A 17,781-nucleotide genomic window follows, 5' to 3' on the forward strand; every position below is an offset into this window, starting at 1 on the left:
GATGGGGATGCGTTGGTGCTCACCAATCCTTGGCGTATGGCTGTTGCTCCTGACCGGATCGATCGTCGAGGCGCAGCAGGCCGCCCCTCCTGCAAGCAACATCGTCGCGCGTGGCGAATATCTGGCGCGCGCCGGTGATTGTATCGCCTGCCACACTGCGCCGGAGGGGCGAACGTTCGCCGGCGGGCGCGCCATGCCCACACCGTTCGGGACTCTGTATTCGTCCAACATCACGCCAGACCGGGAGACCGGGATCGGCAAATGGACCGCGGAGGACTTTTACAAGTCAATGCATTACGGCCGTTTTCCGGACGGTGGATTGATGTATCCGGCGATGCCATTCGCGTCCTATACCAAGGTCACGCGCGCCGATACCGACGCGATTTTCGCCTATTTGAAGTCGATCCCGCCGGTGAACCAACGAAACCGCGAGCACGATCTGCGCTTCCCCTATGACAACCGCCAGCTCATCCTCGGCTGGCGTACGTTGTTCTTCAGCGAGGGCGAGTTCAAGCCCGATCCGACCAAATCGGCCGAATGGAATCGCGGCGCCTATCTGGTCGAAGGCCTCGGCCATTGCGGCATGTGCCATTCGCCGATCAACGCGCTGGGCGGCACCTCGCAGTCCGATGCCTTCAAGGGCGGCTTGATTCCGATGCAGAACTGGTACGCGCCCTCGCTCACCTCCAACCGCGAAGCGGGTCTCGGCGACTGGAGCATCAAGGACATCACCAACCTGCTCCAGACCGGCGTCTCCGCGCGCGGCGTAGTCTACGGGCCGATGGCCGAGGTGGTGCACAACAGCCTGCAATATCTCAACGACGACGATACGCGCGCGATGGCGGTGTATCTCAAGGGCATCGCGGAAGCTTCGTCGCCGCCGCCAGCAAGCTCGGCGCTGCCGAGCACCGAGAGCAGCCTGCTGATCAGCCTCGGCAAGACCGTCTATGACAAGAACTGCGCGAGCTGTCATGGCGCGCAGGGCGAAGGCAAGCCGCCGCACTGGCCGCCGCTCGCAAACAACCAGTCGATCGAGATGCAGTCGGCGGTCAATCCGATCCGCATGGTGCTCAATGGCGGCTATCCGCCCGGGACCAAGGGCAATCCGATGCCCTATGGCATGCCACCCTTCGCCGGTCTGCTCTCCGACAACGAGGTCGCCGCCGTCGTCTCCTACGTCCGCACCGCCTGGGGCAATCGCGGCACGCCGGTCTCGGCGCGCGAGGCCAACGAACTGCGCTCCGCACCGCTGAACTGAGAGGCGCCAGAGATCCGTCATGTTCAACTCAGATCCGCCGACCAGCCCAGCCGTCGCCGACCAGGCCGTTGATGAGATCGTTACCCGCGGACCTTCAGGCGCAATCGCGCTCGCCGGCGTCGCCACGGCCTGCGTGGTCGCGATGTGGCTCGCCTTCTATCTGTTCGTCTTCCTGCCGCGCGGATCGCTGCAATGAGCGCCGAAGATACCCATGGCAGCAGCGTCGAGGTCGCGGCCCGCGTCGAACGGCGCTGGACCGCCATTGCCGTGATCATCATCGTGGCGATGGCGCTGCTTGCGGCTTTCGCCGGCATCCATCAGGCGACCATGCCGCAGCCGCGCGTCGAGACCACCGACCCCTCGCGGCTGCATCTGTCCGGGGAATTCGTCGAAAGCAATCTTGGCAGCATGCTGGAAGCCAACGGCAATGTGACGGTGCGCGCAATTGGCCAGCAATATTCCTTCACGCCGGCCTGCATCGTGGTGCCCGTGGATACGCCGATCACCTTACGCGCCACCAGCGCGGACGTCGTGCACGGAATTCTCATCCAGGGCACCAACGTCAATACCATGCTGGTCCCGGGCTACATCTCCGAGCAGCTGATGCGCTTTACGCGGACCGGCGACTATCTGATGCCCTGCCAGGAGTTCTGCTCCTTCGGCCATGAGGGCATGTGGGGCAAGGTCAAGGTGGTCGACAAGACCAACTTTGCGAACCGGGCGAAGGCTGGTGGGAGGCTGAGCTGTGTTGGTCAATAGGAAGCTCATTCTCGCCCATTTCTGGCTGGCCTTCGGCGTGTTCGGCGTCGCGCTGACGCTCGGCGCCTGGCAGATGTTCATCCGCAGCCCGATCGGGACGTGGTTGTCCAATCCGGAGCTCTACTACCGCTCGCTGACCGCGCATGGCACGGTGATGGGCTACGTATTCCCAACCCTGGTCGCGATGGGCTTTGGCTATGCCATAGCTGAATCCGCGCTGGAGCAGCGCCTGGTCGGTGTACGCTGGGCCTGGACCGGATTCTGGCTGATCGTCGTCGGCAGCGTCATGGCGGTGATCCCGATCGCACTTGGCCGGGCCTCGGTGCTCTACACCTTCTACCCGCCGCTGATCGGCAATCTGTTCTACTATCTCGGCGTCGTGCTGGTCGTCGTCGGCTCATGGATCTGGGTCGCGCTGATGTCGATCAACCTCCGCGTCTGGCGCAAGGCCCATCCCGGCGCGCCTGTGCCACTCGCGATGTTCGCCAATGTCGCCGGGTCATACCTTTGGGCCTGGACCGCAGTCGGCGCCGCGCTTGAGCTGCTGCTCCAGATCATTCCCGTCGCGGCCGGGCTGAAGAACACCATCGACGCCGGCCTCGCCCGCATCTTCTTCTCCTGGACGCTGCACGCCATCGTCTATTTCTGGCTGATGCCGACCTACATCGCCTATTACACCATCGTGCCGCGAGCGATCGGCGGCCGGGTCTATTCCGACGCCATGGCGCGGATTTCCTTCATTCTGTTCCTGGTGGTGGCGATGCCGATCGGCATGCACCACACCTTCGCCGATCCGCAAGTCGGCGCCGGCTTCAAATTCATCCATTCGGCCTTCACGGCGCTGGTCGCATTGCCGACCCTGCTGACCGTCTTCACGATCTGCGCCTCGGTCGAAATCGCGGCACGTCTGCGCGGTGGCCGAGGGATGTTCGGCTGGATCAGGGCCCTCCCCTGGGACAATCCGATGATGCTGGCGCTCGCATTCTCATTCGTCATGCTCGGCTTCGGCGGCGCCGGCGGCCTGATCAACATGAGCTATCAGCTCGACACCACGATCCATAACACGCAGTGGATCACCGGCCATTTCCACCTCATCTTCGGCGGCGCGATCGTGATCATGTATTTTGCGATCGCCTATGATCTGTGGCCGCATCTGACCGGGCGCGAACTGGTCGACATCCGCCTGATCCGCACCCAGCTCTGGCTGTGGTTCATCGGCATGATCGTCACCACTTTCCCGTGGCATTGGGTCGGCATTCTGGGGATGCCGCGCCGCATGGCCTATTTCGATTTCAGCGATCCTGCGATCGCGCCGCAGGCACTCTCGGTCACTTTCTCCGTTATCGGCGGCTTCATTCTGCTGGCCTCGGGCATCATGTTCATCATCATCCTCGCCCGTGGCATGCGCGCCCCGCAGGCTGATGCCGGCGCGTATCGGTTTGCGCTGGCTGTGCACCAGCCGACGACCGTACCGGTCGCGCTCAACACGCATGCGCTGTGGGTGGCGCTGATGATCGCGCTCACCATCACCAATTACGGCTATCCGATCCTCAACCTCGCGACCGCGGCGGGAACGTCGGTGCCGGCGGTTTATGTGGGAGCGCAGTGATGAGCACCCGCGACCTCTTCACCTTCAGCAACCGCCATTTCAGCATTGGTGTCGGCGTTACCGCCGCGATTCTGATCGTGACGGCCATTGCCGGATTCGTCGTGCTGCCCTTCGCACAGCCCTGGGTTCAGTTCGCCGGTGTCTGGGACGCGATCTGCAGCGCTGCCGGCCTGCCGCAGCGCGCGCCGAAAGTGATTGCTCCCGAGCAGGGCAAGCGTCTGTCGGAGGTCGTGCTGACGTCGGGCACGTTGTCGCGTCCGAGTCAGGAGGCGATCGGGCGCGGCGCCACCCTGGCGCAGCGCTGCGCCATCTGCCACGGCCCGACCGGCATCAGCCGCGCCGATTCTCCCAACCTCGCCGGCCAATACGCCGCCGTGATCTACAAGGAGTTGCATGATTTCCGCTCCGGCGCGCGGACCAACGCCGTGATGTCGCCGTTCGCCGTCAACCTGGCCGACGAGGAAATCGCAGATCTCTCAAACTATTACGCCTATCTGCCGCGACTGCCGGCCTATCACCCGACGCCGCAACTGCCCAAGCCAAACATCGTCATCTACGGCGCGCCCATGCGCGGCATCGCCCCCTGCGGCTCCTGCCACGGCAGCCTCGACAACAAGACCGGCAGCCCGTGGCTCGAGGGACAGTCCGAGGCCTATATGAAGGCGCAGCTCAAGGCCTTTGCATCCGACGAGCGCCACAATGACATCAGCCAGCAGATGCGCAACATCGCCCGTGCCATGTCGCCGCAGGAGATTGAGGCAGCGGCGGCGTATTACGCCTCGCAACCGCCCGACATCGTGAAGGCCGTGGATTGAAATGAGGAGCTCGTGCCCCGGACGCAGCGCAGCGCTCCTTCGGCGATGCGCTGCAGAGCCGGGCCCATCTATCGAGTGAGGAGTCTGGCACCATGGGTCCCTGCTCTGCGCAGCAACGCTACGCGTTGCAGCGCGTCCGGGACACGAGAGCTACATGCCAACTACGACGACGCCAGTTTCGGCCGGCCGTAGATCGCGTCGGCGCGCTTTTCGAACGCGGTGGAAAACCGCGCAAACGCGGCGTCGAACATCGAGCCCATCAGCATCGCCAGCATGCGGCTCTTGAATTCATAGGCGAGGAAGAAACCGACGTCGCAGACATCGTCGCCTTTGGGCTCGAAAGTCCAGCGGTTTTCGAGATTACTGAACGGACCTTGCAGATATTCGACCAGGATTTTCAGATTGGCGCGTTCGAGCGTCACACGGCTGGTGAAGGATTCCTTGACCAGCTTGAAAGAGACCGTCATGTCGGCGACCAGCACCTCGGTTCCGTCGGGCTTGGCCATGCGTTGGCGAATCTTCAGCGCACTGCACAGCGGCACGAATTCCGGGTAGCGCTCGACATCGGCGACCAGATCGAACATCTCGGATGCGCTGTGATTGACACGGCGCTTGCTCGAAAATTTGGGCATATCGGTTCAGCGCGCGGTCGCGGCCCGCGCAGCCTTCAGTCTCGCAAAATCCTCGCCGGCGTGATGCGACGAACGGGTCAGCGGGCTCGCCGACACCATCAGGAATCCCTTGGTGTAGGCGACCTTTTCGTAAGAGGCGAACTCGTCCGGCGGCACATAACGCATCACGGCGTGATGCTTGCGCGTCGGTTGCAGATATTGCCCGATGGTCAGAAAGTCGACGTCGGCGGAGCGCAGATCATCCATCACCTGCTGCACCTCGTGGCGCTCTTCGCCGAGGCCGACCATGATGCCGGACTTGGTGAAGATGGTGGGATCGAGTTCCTTGACCCGCTGCAGCAGCCGGATCGAGTGGAAATAGCGCGCGCCGGGCCGCACCGTGAGATAGCGCGACGGCACCGTCTCGAGATTGTGGTTGAAGACGTCGGGCTTCGCCGCAACGACGACCTCAAGCGCGCCTTCCTTGCGCAAAAAGTCCGGCGTCAGGATCTCGATCGTGGTCGAGGGACATGCGGCCCTGATCGCACGGATGGTTTGGGCGAAGTGCTCGGCGCCGCCGTCGGAGAGATCGTCGCGGTCCACGGAGGTGATGACGACGTGGGCGAGGCCCAGCTTGGCAGTCGCCTCGGCAACATGTTGCGGCTCGGCCGCATCCAGCGCATTCGGCAGACCGGTCTTGACGTTGCAGAAGGCGCAGGCCCGGGTGCAGGTGTCACCCATGATCATGAACGTCGCGTGCTTCTTGTCCCAGCACTCGCCAATGTTCGGGCAGCCCGCCTCCTCGCACACGGTGTGCAGTCCGTTGGACTTCACGATGTTGCGTGTGTCGGCATAGCCGCGGGTGTTAGGGGCGCGCACGCGGATCCAGTCCGGCTTCGGCGGCGAAGCGGAATCGGGGCGGTTCACCTTTTCGGGGTGGCGCGGGCGCAGCGGGTTCGTGACGGTATCGACAATAACGACCATGATCTGTCCGGTCTGTTCAGGTCCTACCTAGTCGGTCTGCCTGCGCGCTGCAACCCGGCTCGCGCCGCTTCAGGGAACATGGCAGATATGGGCAATATCCTGCTCTGTTCTCAGGCGATTCTCAGCTCGAATGGCTCCAGTATCGAAACCTTCCACACCACGGCTGGGCAAGACTCTGAAGCGGGCCTTTTTCGACAGGTCCGTCCGCGACGTCGCCCACGATTTGATCGGTGCCACCATGTTGGTCGACGACGTTGGCGGGATCATCGTCGAGGTCGAGGCCTATCATCATACCGAGCCGGCGGCGCACTCGTACAACGGTCCGACGCCGCGGAACCGGATCATGTTCGGTCCGCCCGGCTTTGCTTATGTTTACCGCTCCTACGGCATCCACTGGTGCGTCAACTTCGTCTGCGAGGGGGAAGGCTCGGCCAGCGCGGTCCTGATCCGCGCACTGGAGCCGACCCATGGCATCGCCGCCATGCGACGCCGCCGCCATCTCCAGGATCTTCACGCGCTGTGCTCGGGCCCGGGCAAGCTGACCGAGGCTCTGGGCATCACGATCGCGCACAACACCCTGCCTTTGGACCGGCCGCCGATTGCGCTGCATGCGCGGACGGAGGATGTCGAGGTTGCGACTGGCATCCGGATCGGCATCACCAAGGCCGTCGAGCTGCCCTGGCGCTATGGCGTCAGAGGCTCAAAGTTTCTGAGCAAGCCGTTTCCGAAATGATCGTCATTCCGGGGCGGCTCGAAGAGCCGAACCCGGTAGCTCGAAATTCCAGGTGTGGTCCTTCGGACCATCCCGGAATGACGGACCGCTCACGACGCCTGCTTGAGCCGCTCCAGCGCCTCGAGCAGCTTGGCTTTGCGGGCCAGCGCCGCCTCGCGCTTTTCGCGCTCCTCCTCGACGACCTCCTCGGCCGCGTTGACGACGAATTTCTCGTTGGCGAGCTTCGCCTCAGCGCGCTTGATGTCGGCGTCAGCCTTCGCGATCTCCTTGTCGAGACGCGTGCGCTCGGCCGCAATATCAACCACGCCCTTCAGCGGCAGTGCGGCCACCTCGCCGCGCACGAGGAGCTGAACCGCGCCGTCAGGCGCGCGGTCGGCGAACGAGATCTCGGAGAGACGCGCCATGCGCTTGATGACATCGGTCCAGCGCGGCGCGCGTTCCCTGGTCTCGGCGGAAGCGCCGGCGAGCACCAGTGCCGTCAGCGTCGCAGGCGGGATGTTCATCTCGGCGCGCACCGAGCGGATTTGGGTGACGAGGTCAATCACCCAGCCGATCTCGGCTTCCGCCTTGGGATCGCTGAAGTCGGCATGATCGAAGATCGGCATGACGAACGCCGGCGAGACCAGCGGATCGGTCGGTCCGGCCGCGGCCGCAAGCATCGCGAGTTGTTCGGGCGTCGGCCCGGTCGGTTTCAGCGGCCATGGCGCAAGTGCGAGCAGGCTCTCGCGCTTGGCCGTCACTTCCCACAGCTCTTCGGTGATGAACGGCATAAAGGGGTGCAGCAGCTTCAGGATCTCGTCGCGCGCCCAGGCCACCATGGCGCGGGTCTCGTCCTTCAGCGGGCCATCTGCGCCGAGGAGCGCAGGCTTTGCGAGTTCGACGTACCAGTCGCAATAGATATTCAGGACAAACCGATACATCGCGCCCGCAGCTTCGTTGAAACTGTGAGCTTCAAGTGCCTCTGTCACTTCGCGCGTGGTTTCCGCGGCCTTATGCGCGATCCAGCGATTCAGCGGCTCCTTTGCCTTCGCCGGCTCAAAACCTTCCGGCACGACGCAGTTGTTCATCTCCGCGAAACGGCAGGAATTCCAGAGCTTGGTCGCGAAATTCCGATTGATCTCGACCAACTGCGAGGAAAGCTTGATGTCATGCGTGTGGGCTGCCTCGCGAGCCAACGCAAAGCGCAGAGCATCAGCACCGTATTCGTCGATCAAGTTGAGCGGATCGATGACGTTGCCCTTCGACTTCGACATCTTGGCGCCCTTCTCGTCACGGACGAGACGGTGGATGTAGACCGTCGAGAACGGCGCCTCCTTCATGAAGTGAAGACCCATCATCATCATGCGGGCGACCCAGAAGAAGATGATGTCCCAGCCTGTGACAAGCACATTGGTCGGGTAGTAGCGCTTCACCTCGGGCGTGTCTTCGGGCCAGCCGAGCGTCGAGAACGGCCACAGCGCCGAAGAGAACCAGGTGTCGAGCACATCCTCATCACGGGTGATGAAGCCTTCGCGCTTGTTGCGATCGAGAGCCATCTCGCGGCCCTGCTCGGCCGTGATGACTTCCTGCTCGACGTAGTAGCCGAGAGCGTGGCTGATCGCCTCCTCCTCGGTCTCGGCGACGAAGACCTTGCCATCCGGGCCGTACCAGGCCGGGATCTGATGGCCCCACCAGAGCTGGCGCGAGATGCACCACGGCTGGATGTTCTCCATCCATTCGAAATAGGTCTTTTCCCAGTTCTTCGGCACGAAGCTGGTTTCGCCCGAACGCACCGCCGCGATCGCGGGCTTTGCGAGCGTCTTCGCGTCGACGTACCACTGGTCGGTCAGATATGGCTCGATCACGCTGCCGGAGCGGTCGCCGTGCGGCACCATGTGGGTGTGTGGCTCGATCCGCTCGACGAAGCCGAACGACTCCAACCGCTCGACGATGCGCTTGCGCGCTGCGAAGCGATCGGTCTTGTGAAACTCTTCGGCGAATTGCCCGGCGCCTTCCGGCAGGTCGCGCAGATAGTCCTCGTTATCCACGAGGTCGAGGCAGCCTTCCTTGTCGAGCACGCTGATCCGGCGCAGGCCGTGGCGATTGCCGACCTCGAAATCGTTGAAGTCGTGCGCCGGTGTCACCTTCACCGCGCCCGACCCCTTCGCCGGATCGGAATACTCATCGGCGACGATCTTGATCCTGCGGCCGACCAGCGGCAGGACGACGTTCTTGCCGACCAGCTTCTGGTAGCGCTCATCCTCGGGATGCACGGCAACGCCCGTATCGCCGAGCATTGTCTCCGGGCGCGTCGTGGCGACCACGATGAAGCTGGAGGGATTCCCGGGGCTGAAGGTCTTCCCCTCGATCGGATAGCGCAGATACCAAAGGCTGCCCTTGACCTCGGTCTGCTGCACCTCGAGATCGGAGATCGCGGTGAGCAGCTTGGTGTCCCAATTCACCAGCCGCTTGTCCTTGTAGATCAGGCCGTCGCGATGCAACTGGACGAACACCTTGACCACGGCCTTCGACAGGCCTTCGTCCATGGTGAAGCGCTCACGCGACCAGTCGCAGGAGGCGCCGAGGCGCTTGAGCTGGTTGATGATGGTGTCGCCGCTCTCGGCCTTCCATTGCCAGACCCGCTCCAGAAACCTCTCGCGGCCCATCTCGCGGCGGCCGGGCTGCTGGCGCTCCATCAGCTGACGCTCGACCACCATCTGGGTGGCGATGCCGGCATGATCGGTACCGGGCTGCCACAGCACGTCGCGGCCGCGCATACGCTCGAAGCGGCACAGGATGTCCTGGAGCGTGTTGTTGAGGGCGTGGCCCATGTGCAGCGAGCCCGTCACATTCGGCGGCGGGATCACAATGGTAAAGGGCACTGCATCGCGGCGATCGGGACGACCGGCCTTGAAGGCAAGGCTGTCCTCCCACACCACGGACATGCGGGCTTCGATATCGGCGGGCTGGTAATTTTTCTCGATCATGGGGCTGTTAGAAAGCCGCGCGCGGGGTTCAAGTCAACGGAAAGCTCAGCGGCGAAAGGGCTTTCCGGCCCGACGGACAGGTCAAATATGACACAGGAGCGGGGCTTTATCGGGGCTGTGCGGCCTGCTTCACCGGCCGCCGCGCGAGACCCGCTCGATCTCGGCCTTCACGATGCGCTCGACCAGTCCCGGCAGATTGTCGTCGAGCCAGGATTTCAGCATCGGGCGCAGCATCTCCTTGACCAGATCCTCCAGCGTACGGGCATTGCTGCTGAGCACGGTGTGGGCCAGGGAGTTGAAGGCGGATTCGACGGCGGAGACCGTCGATTGCGCCAGAATCGGTTGCTGCGGGGGCAGCGGCGGTGCATCGAAGTCGACCGGCGCATAAGAGGGCGACGGGCGCGGTTGCGGCGACTCGGCGAATTCCAAGTCGTCGCGCGGCTCGACCTTTCGGAAGCTTGGCGGCGGCGGCGCCGGTGTCGGCGCCGGATCCATCGCCATATCGTCGGTCAGCTCGAGCACGTCGGGTTCGGGCTCAGGCTCGGGTTCCGGCACCCGCACCTCGGGTGCAGGCGTGGCCTCGTCGAGCCCCGCCAGCAGCGCGTCGATATCGTCTTGGCTGTTGGGGCCGGCGCCCGCTGCGGGCGCGGGAGCCGGCGCGGGCTTTGGGGCCTGCGGTGGCATCGGCTTTTCGGCGGCAGGTTTTGCAGACACGACCTTGGATGGTGGAGCGTCGGCCAACGCCTGCGGCTTTGGCGCGGGTGCGGCGGGCGCCGGTGCGGGCTTGGCGGCCTCGACCGGCGGCGGCTTGGCCTCGTCATCGGCAATGATGCGCCGGATCGAGGCCAGAATCTCCTCCATGGAGGGTTCTGTGACCTTTGCAGGCTGCGTCATCTCCGACTCCACATCATCAACGCCCTCGCATGCGTTGTTTTACACCAAGCACGACAGGATTGGCCGGTTCCGGATGTGCGCCCCGACATTTTCGTCGCGACAGCCAGACTTGTCCCCAGATCACAGCTCTACGTGAGGCAGTGCGCCCCTGCCCCGTCACTCAAGCATTACGCATGCAACATCGGATGCGGAGCGAATCGACCCGCAGCTTCCAGGCAAGGCTATGTCAGGGATTTTGGCGATTGCAAGCAAAGCCCCGGTCGGCCTCGGCTGTTTGCGAGATCGACCGGAGGACTACGGGACTTAGCGTCCGTCAGGCGTGCGGACGCCGGCCCAGCTATCGCGGACCTGCTGGTAGTGCACGCTGGGATCGTAGACGGTGGTGTTGAGGCCGAGCACTTGCGGCGCGAGTCGACCGACCGCATTCAGCACCGAATAGGATGCGACGACCCGGTCGTGCTGTGCAGTGACGAGCGCGACGCGCGCGTTGACCAGCGCCTGCTGCGCATTGAGCACGTCCAGCGTGGTGCGCTGACCCGCTTTCGCCTCTTCACGCACGCCGTTCAGCGCGATCTCGGAGGCCGTCACCTGGGCCTGCGCAGACTGGACCTGCGCCTTGCCCGCTTCCAGCTGGCCCCAGGCCTGCACGACATTGGCGCGGGTCTGATCGCGGAGGGTTTCCAGATTGAGACGCTGCTGCGCCAGGTTTTCCTTGGACTGGCGGATCAGCGCATATTCAGCACCGCCCTGAAAGATCGGCACGGAGGCCGTTGCGATCGCGGAGGCGCTATTGGTTCGGAAAATCTGGATGGTCTGCTGGTAGGACGTGCTGACACCCGCCTGGACCGTGACCGTCGGCAGCAGCGCGCCTTCGTTGATCTTGACCTGGAGATAGTTGACGTCGACGCCGTACATCGCGGCCGTGACGTTGGGATTCTCCACCAGGCTGAGATTGACAGCGGAGGCGATCGAAGGGGGCAGAAAGCGATCGACCGGCGAGCCCGGGGCAAGGTTCGATGGCTCGTTTCCGATGATCCGGCGGAAGTTGGCGCGCGTCGTCGTCAGATTCGATTCGGCGGTCAGAGCCTGGGTTCTTCCGGCGGCCAGCTGTGCTTCGGATTGCGCCACGTCTGTGCGCGTGACCTCGCCGACGTTGAAACGATCGCGCGTCTGCTTCAGCGTCTGCTCGAGCACGCGCACGTTGCTGCGTTGAACCTCCAGCGTTGCGGCATCGCGAAGGTAGTCCATGTAGGCCGTTGCGGCCTGCAGCAGGACCGTCTGCTCAAGCACGCGCAACGCCTCGCGCGCCCCGGAGACCTGGCTCTCCGCCGCGCGCGTCCTGTTGGCGGTTTGATTGCCATTATAGAGCGTCTGGTTGACCGTCAGGCTGGCGCTGTTGGGTTGAAGGGGCGGGTCGGTATGGATCGACAAGCCTTTCTGCACCTGCTGGACATCCTGATATTGATACCCGGTGGTGAGGCTCAAATTGACCCTGGGACGATAGCCCGACAGCGCCTGCGGCACGTTCTCGTCGGTGGAGCGCACCTGGGCACGCTGGGCGTTGAGCTGCGGATTGTTCTGATAGGCGCGCACCAGCGCAGCCTCGATCGTATCCGCCAAGGCAGGCGTCGGCCCGGCGAGCGCCAGCAACAGGACCGAAACCGCTGCTCCGGTGAAGAGCTTCACCCCATGCATCCCTAAAATTCCGTTCATTCTCACGCCAGACTCGTGCCCGCGAGCCTGGTTACCGTATCCGAGTGGAGTCGTTGCCCCGAAGCAACATAGGACGCGGTCGAGCGCAACGGAACTACCTCATGCTGGTTCTCAGCGGAAACTCTTCACGTGCAGCATCCCGGCCACACTTCTGATTCAGAACGGGATTTTTACGGGATTTGGACGGTCAGAAGACGAACGCGGCGGCCCGTTCCAAGCCCGGGAGCACCGGGGCTGCCGCATCGAACAGCGGCCGATGGCCAAACTCACCGTGGAAACGGGTCACGATCATGGCGCGCGACGGGCGGGATTCGGCCGAGACGCCCACCAGGCGCCCGCCTTCCCTCAGCTGGCCAAACAGCCCTTCCGGCGTCACTTCGGTAGCGCCGTTGAGGACGATCACATCATAGGGCGCGGCGGACGCATCACCTTCGGCACACGCAGCAGCCTTGCAGCTGACGTTGCTGAGCCCGAGCGCGGCGAAGGCGTCCCTGGCTTTCGCAACCAGAGCCGAATCGGTCTCAATTGCCGTGACCTGCCGTGCCAGCTTCGCGGTCAGCGCGGCGAGATAGCCGGTGGCACAGCCGACGACCAGCACGTTGTCGCCCTCGCCGATCTCGGCGGCCTGGAGCAGCTTGCCGGTCAGCTGCGGCTTGATCAGGAAGCGCTTGGCGCCGCCCTCGCTGACGTCGAGATCGAGGTCGAGATAGGCCAAGGCCTGCCGGCTCGCCGGCACGAACACCTCACGAGGAACCGTGAGCATGGCATCGAGAATGCGGCGATCGGTGACGTCATTGGTGCGCACCTGGCCATCGACCATTTTTTGGCGCGCGGTCGAGAAACCGGACATTTACGGACCCTGCGAGGCGGACGATGCCGCGGAGATGAGTTGGCGGCATCTTTGGAACAGGCTCCGCGAAAACGCAACACGTCCGTTGGCCGGACGGCCAACGGCGATGCCAATGCGAAAATCGGGCGAAAGATGGCCTATTCGATCGCGACGGCGAGGCGTCCAATCAGGGCCGCAACTTCGTCCAGCCGCGCCGAATCGGGGGTCTCAACCGCGCGGGCGAGGCAGGCAAGGCATTCATCGTCGCTCAATTCTGGAACATCCGCCGGAAGAATCGAGGGGGCCTGCTGGGCGCGGTCGATCTGGATGTCGAGCATGGGAATCAGCTCCGTAAGAGTCCGGCCCTCCCAAGCTCGATTTGAATTGAGTCGATTTGGTGCCCCTGCCGCACACATCGGCTTGAACGCGATTCCCTGCTCCACGCAGCCTCGGCGACGCTGGAGAGATTGATCCAGCAATCTCGTGCGCCGCCTTAACGGGCGCTCGGAAATACCTGAATATCAAGCGGAATTTGGCTCCCCGGGCTGGATTCGAACCAGCGACCATCCGATTAACAGTCGGATGCTCTACCGCTGAGCTACCGAGGAAAAGGCGAACCAGTCGTTCGCGCGCGGCTGCGTATAACAAAGCCGGTTGCGCTTGCAAAGGACGAATTCGCCGTCATTCGCAAAGCAACGGGGAAGGGCTTAGTCAGCCCCTCCCGGAGCTTGGGTTGCAGCGCGTTGCTCGGCCAAATTCACAGATCGGCGGGGTTTGTTGTCTCCGGCGCACGCGCCGCTGGCATCGCGGCCTCGTTGCTCTTGCCGGTCACGGCGCCGACCAATGCTTTCACGGGATCGTCGCCCGGCGCGAAACCGCTCTGGCGCAAGATCTCGTCGATCATCGGACGCAGCGCGTGCACCTTGAGCAACTCGCCGGCGAGCCCCTCGCCGAAGCCGACGCCGCCGCCCACAGCCCCGTTACCGTTGCCGCCGAAGGCGCCGCCGGTGTGCAGGATGCGGACGTCCTTGAGATTGGAGATCGGCCTCACCATCTCGGCGAGCGCCGACGGCATCGTCTCGATGCGCTTCTTGGCGATCTCGAAATCGATGACGTTGCTGCCGAGCTTGTTCTGCGCCTCGTTCTTCATGGTGATGACGGCAGCTTCTGCCTCACCGATATTCCTGACGCCGACCGCCTTGATCTTGTTGGACTCGGCTTCCGCCGTGGCCAGCGTCTTGACGGCCTCGGCGCGGTCGAGCGAGGCCTTCTTCTCGGCTTCGGCCGCGACGATCAGCTCGGTCGACTTGCGCTCGGCTTCCGTGCGGGCAGCGAGCACCTGCGTCAGACGGGCGCGGTCGGCGACTTCGACCGCACGTGCGGTCACGACCTTTTCTTCTGCGGAGACCGCGAGCGCCTCGGCGGCCTTGGCCTCGGCGACGGCCTCCGAGGTCTGCTTGCTCTTGGCCGCGATCTGGATCTCGTTCTCCTGCGTCGCGATCTGAATCTCGCGCTGCGCGTCGGTCTTGCGCTTGTTGATCGCGAGGTCCGACTCGATGACCGCGGTTTCCTTGACCTGCTTCGCACCGGCCTCCTTCTCGGCGACGGCTCGATCGGTGTCGATACGGGCGTTCTCTTCGGTCAGTCGCGCGGTCTGCGTCGCGGTTGCGACTTCGGCCCGCGTGCTCGCGGTCTTGTTGGCGATGTCGCGCTCCTGCGACAGCTCGGCCTCTTTCTTGGTCCGCTCGATCCCGAGCGTCTGCTGCCGCGCCTCCAGATCCTTCTGCGCGATCGCGACCTCGTTGTCGCGCACGATCGCATTGCGGTCGCGCCGGCGGGTTTCGGTAATGGTCTTGAGCTGGGTGAGACCTTCGGCGTCGAAGAAGTTTTCCGGGTTGAAGAACTTGACGTCGGTCTGGTCCAGCTTGGTCAGCGACACCGACTCGAGTTCGAGGCCGTTCGACTTGACGTCGGACTCGACCGTGGACTGCACGTGCTTGACGAAGTCCGAGCGCTTCTCCTGGAGCTCCAGGATGGTCATGGTCGCCGCCACCGAGCGCAGGCCGTCGACGAATTTGGCTTCGACCTGGTTGCGCAGCGCTTCCGCATCATTGGTCAGCGCGCCCAGCGTCTGGCTGGCGAGCGCGATGCTCTCTTCATCGGGGCGGACCCGCACGTAGAACTCGGCCACGATGTCGACGCGCAAGCGGTCCTTGGTGATGAGGGATTCCCGCTCCTTGCGTTCGACGGTGAGCCGCAGCGTCTTCAGATTGACGCTGGCATAGGAGTGGAAGATCGGCAGGATCATGGCGCCGCCGTCGAGGACGACCTTCTTGCCGCCAAGGCCGGTACGGACGAAGGCCTCGTCACGCGTCGCCCGCTTGTAGAGGATGGTGAAGACGATCCCGAGGACGACGATCAGCGCGACGCCGATCATGGCCGGGACTGCGATGTCGAACATGACTTTCTCCGCTAATGGACTTGCTGGTTTAGAGTGGCTTTGGTCGGTTTGAGTTCATCGTCGGCCTTCACTGCGACGAAACGGGTGTCGACGCGATCGACCAGGAGGACGAGGGTCCCCTGCGGCAGCGGCATCGAGTCGGGCGCGGCCACGGCCAGGACGAAGTGTCTGTTGCCGTGGACGTCGGCGACGCTGACGCGGCCCGGTGGGCCCTGGTCGAGCGGGCCGACGACGACCTCCCCGACCCGGCCGACGAGATCGCCGAGACCGACTGCATAGCTCTCGTCCTTGGGAATGATGCGTGCGATGCCGCCGCTCGCGGCACGGACCAGCGGCACCGAGACGACGACCGCCGCGAGCGAGGCGATCGAGGCCGGCAGAGGACCGGCGACCATCCGCGCGACGTCCTGGATCAGGAAGCCGGTAATCGAGAAGGCGCCGAGCGCCAGCAGCAGGAAGATCAACAGCGGCACGCCGCCGACATTGACCCATGAGATAGCGTTGATGACGCCGTTGTCGCTGGGATGGCTGAAATCGATGCTGGTGCCGAGCATCTCGCTCAGGGAGGCTCCGACCAGCATCGTGACCACTTCGAGCGTGCCGACGATGAGGATCATGGCCGCCGCGATCGCGAACGGCCGGACCTCCGGCGACATGACGTGTTCGAGCAATGCGCTCATGACACGATACCCTCAGGAGCGCGACTTCAACCGCGCGAGCCTCGCCGCAATCTCCTTGTCGCGATGCAGCGCGCTCAGTTCGTCGATGTCGCTCGAATACGGAATGCCCGGCGGCACGCCGGTGACGCGCGCCACCGCCCTGCCCGCACGCAACGCCTTCGCCGCCGCAGAGCTGCCGCCGCGCTTGCGCGGCGAATTCGAAGCCTGGTGGCTCGCAGCCGCCTCGCTCTTTTCCAGATCGAGGCGGCGCTGCTCGGCATCCTGAAGCGCCGAGAGCACCGCGCGCAGCGACGTCACGCATTGCTCGATCTTTTCGTTGTTCTCGTCGATGGCTCGGGAGAGCACCTCGAACTGCGCCTCGAGATCCATCTGCCGCGCGATTCCGGCGCGGGCGAGATCGTCGCGGTTGTCAGCAATCGCGCCCTCGATCTTGGCGGTGAGATCGGTCATCTCGCGTTCAATCTCGGTGCGGCGCGCATTGAGGCGATACTCCTCGGCGCGCGCGGCCGCGAGCGCATCGCGCGCCTCGCTTTCGGCCCGTTCGATCTCGCGGATGGCCTGGCCGACCACTTTCAGCTTGTTGTTGCCTTCCGCCTGCTCGATCGCGTCATAGGCGATGCCGGCGATCAGACGCCCGACCCGTGACAGGAAATTCTCGGGAGCGGCTGCGATGGTGTCCATAGCGTTCTCCTCCTCTGGCAGACTGTTCGGCGTGACGCCGTAGTGAACCTCGAAACCGTCGTCGGTGCGGATCAGATGCGCAGGCACGCTCTGTCCCCAGCCTTCCGCATAGCCGGCGTAGTCGAAGGGCACGTTGAAGCGCCCTTGCACGGTTGAAATCGAAATGGTTGCCGGGCCCTTGATCTTGGCGAGCTTGTCGTCGAGCGGCAGGCGGCGACCCTGTGCCGCGCGATACTCGGCGCGGTCGCGCAGGCCCAGCGTCACCAGCCGCGAGGGCAGCGCCGTTTGTTTTCGGATCGGCTCATAGGCGTGGGCATGCAGCAGCACGACGTTGGAGCCCACATTATGGGTCCGCGCGACCTCATCCAGGATCTCCATCATGCGGTCATAGGCCCTGAACGTCGCCTCTATCGCTGCCTTGGCCGCGGGGTCAGGGGCTAGCCTGTAACGCAGCGCCGAAGGCGCATATCGGGGTGACGGGCTCATGGAAAGCACTAAAGCACCATTTTGGTGCTTTACAAGAGGGAAGCTCGATCACGTTCCACTGATCCTGAGGCACTCTGGGGATTAGTCGCTGCCGCCCGGGCCCGCGTTCAAGGCGGGTCATCACCTCTAGATCACCACCCCAAGACTTCTTACACGCAAGGGTTGCAGTTTGTGGAAAGCTTCCGCTTTACCTGGAACACCCGGCTTCGAAAGCGTGATGGCATTAGGTCCGATAGCCTGAATTTTTGAGGTAGTTGGCGCATTCCTCGGAGGTGAAGGCGTCGAGTGCATGGCCGATTGCG

General features: G+C 63.9%; 16 protein-coding genes and 1 tRNA gene. 6 read left to right on the forward strand and 11 right to left on the reverse strand.

Annotation, left to right across the window (positions count from 1 at the left end; translation table 11 throughout):
* The first annotated feature begins 1 nt into the window (after position 1).
* Genes XH88_RS28635 through XH88_RS28655 form a run of 5 tightly spaced genes read left to right on the forward strand, consistent with a single transcriptional unit; the run spans position 2 to position 4,441 of the window.
* Complete coding sequence (locus tag XH88_RS28635; RefSeq protein WP_442868487.1) at positions 2–1,258, forward strand: cytochrome c; 1,257 nt, start codon at positions 2–4, stop codon at positions 1,256–1,258.
* Between the two features lie 19 nt (positions 1,259–1,277).
* Positions 1,278–1,454 (forward strand): hypothetical protein, encoded by a 177-nt coding sequence (locus XH88_RS28640; protein WP_271671570.1) that lies wholly within the window; start codon positions 1,278–1,280, stop codon positions 1,452–1,454.
* Positions 1,451–2,017: a cytochrome C oxidase subunit II gene (locus tag XH88_RS28645; protein WP_271671571.1), complete on the forward strand. Its 567-nt coding sequence runs from the start codon at positions 1,451–1,453 to the stop codon at positions 2,015–2,017. Before XH88_RS28640 ends, XH88_RS28645 begins: the two co-directional genes overlap by 4 nt.
* Positions 2,004–3,626: a b(o/a)3-type cytochrome-c oxidase subunit 1 gene (locus XH88_RS28650; RefSeq protein WP_271671572.1), complete on the forward strand. Its 1,623-nt coding sequence runs from the start codon at positions 2,004–2,006 to the stop codon at positions 3,624–3,626. The genes XH88_RS28645 and XH88_RS28650 overlap by 14 nt, the downstream gene beginning before the upstream one ends.
* Positions 3,626–4,441: a c-type cytochrome gene (locus tag XH88_RS28655; RefSeq protein ID WP_271671573.1), complete on the forward strand. Its 816-nt coding sequence runs from the start codon at positions 3,626–3,628 to the stop codon at positions 4,439–4,441. Before XH88_RS28650 ends, XH88_RS28655 begins: the two co-directional genes overlap by 1 nt.
* 161 nt (positions 4,442–4,602) lie before the next feature.
* Here XH88_RS28655 and XH88_RS28660 read toward each other — a convergent pair whose 3' ends face one another.
* Positions 4,603–5,073, reverse strand: coding sequence for a type II toxin-antitoxin system RatA family toxin (locus XH88_RS28660; RefSeq protein ID WP_271671574.1), 471 nt, complete (start codon positions 5,071–5,073; stop codon positions 4,603–4,605).
* 6 nt (positions 5,074–5,079) lie between these two features.
* Positions 5,080–6,036, reverse strand: a complete 957-nt coding sequence (gene lipA / locus XH88_RS28665; protein WP_271671575.1) for a lipoyl synthase — start codon at positions 6,034–6,036, stop codon at positions 5,080–5,082.
* Positions 6,037–6,166: 130 nt separating this feature from the next.
* On the opposite strand from lipA, the gene XH88_RS28670 reads away from it, so the two are divergent.
* Complete coding sequence (locus XH88_RS28670) at positions 6,167–6,769, forward strand: DNA-3-methyladenine glycosylase (protein WP_271671576.1); 603 nt, start codon at positions 6,167–6,169, stop codon at positions 6,767–6,769.
* Positions 6,770–6,858: 89 nt separating this feature from the next.
* Here the strand turns inward: XH88_RS28670 and XH88_RS28675 are convergent, their stop codons facing one another.
* The 9 genes from XH88_RS28675 to XH88_RS28715 form a co-directional block, all read right to left on the reverse strand.
* Positions 6,859–9,735, reverse strand: coding sequence for a valine--tRNA ligase (locus XH88_RS28675; RefSeq protein ID WP_271671577.1), 2,877 nt, complete (start codon positions 9,733–9,735; stop codon positions 6,859–6,861).
* Positions 9,736–9,864: 129 nt separating this feature from the next.
* Positions 9,865–10,629: a PopZ family protein gene (locus XH88_RS28680; RefSeq protein WP_271671578.1), complete on the reverse strand. Its 765-nt coding sequence runs from the start codon at positions 10,627–10,629 to the stop codon at positions 9,865–9,867.
* A gap of 303 nt (positions 10,630–10,932) precedes the next feature.
* Positions 10,933–12,324 carry a TolC family outer membrane protein gene (locus XH88_RS28685; protein WP_271671579.1) on the reverse strand — a complete coding sequence of 464 codons (1,392 nt, stop codon included), beginning with the start codon at positions 12,322–12,324 and terminating at the stop codon, positions 10,933–10,935.
* 205 nt (positions 12,325–12,529) lie between these two features.
* Positions 12,530–13,192 (reverse strand): protein-L-isoaspartate O-methyltransferase family protein, encoded by a 663-nt coding sequence (locus tag XH88_RS28690; RefSeq protein WP_271671580.1) that lies wholly within the window; start codon positions 13,190–13,192, stop codon positions 12,530–12,532.
* A 137-nt stretch (positions 13,193–13,329) separates the two neighbouring features.
* Positions 13,330–13,509: a hypothetical protein gene (locus XH88_RS28695; protein ID WP_271671581.1), complete on the reverse strand. Its 180-nt coding sequence runs from the start codon at positions 13,507–13,509 to the stop codon at positions 13,330–13,332.
* A gap of 195 nt (positions 13,510–13,704) precedes the next feature.
* Positions 13,705–13,779, reverse strand: a tRNA-Asn gene (locus tag XH88_RS28700).
* Positions 13,780–13,928: 149 nt separating this feature from the next.
* Positions 13,929–15,632 (reverse strand): flotillin family protein, encoded by a 1,704-nt coding sequence (locus tag XH88_RS28705; RefSeq protein WP_271671582.1) that lies wholly within the window; start codon positions 15,630–15,632, stop codon positions 13,929–13,931.
* Between the two features lie 11 nt (positions 15,633–15,643).
* On the reverse strand, positions 15,644–16,312 hold the full coding sequence (locus XH88_RS28710; protein ID WP_271671583.1) for an OB-fold-containig protein: 669 nt from the start codon (positions 16,310–16,312) through the stop codon (positions 15,644–15,646).
* Between the two features lie 12 nt (positions 16,313–16,324).
* Positions 16,325–17,488, reverse strand: a complete 1,164-nt coding sequence (locus XH88_RS28715) for a PspA/IM30 family protein (RefSeq protein ID WP_271671584.1) — start codon at positions 17,486–17,488, stop codon at positions 16,325–16,327.
* Between the last annotated feature and the right edge of the window lie 293 nt (positions 17,489–17,781).

Origin of the sequence: Bradyrhizobium sp. CCBAU 51627, from assembly GCF_028128765.1 — a bacterium.
Lineage (GTDB): Bacteria > Pseudomonadota > Alphaproteobacteria > Rhizobiales > Xanthobacteraceae > Bradyrhizobium.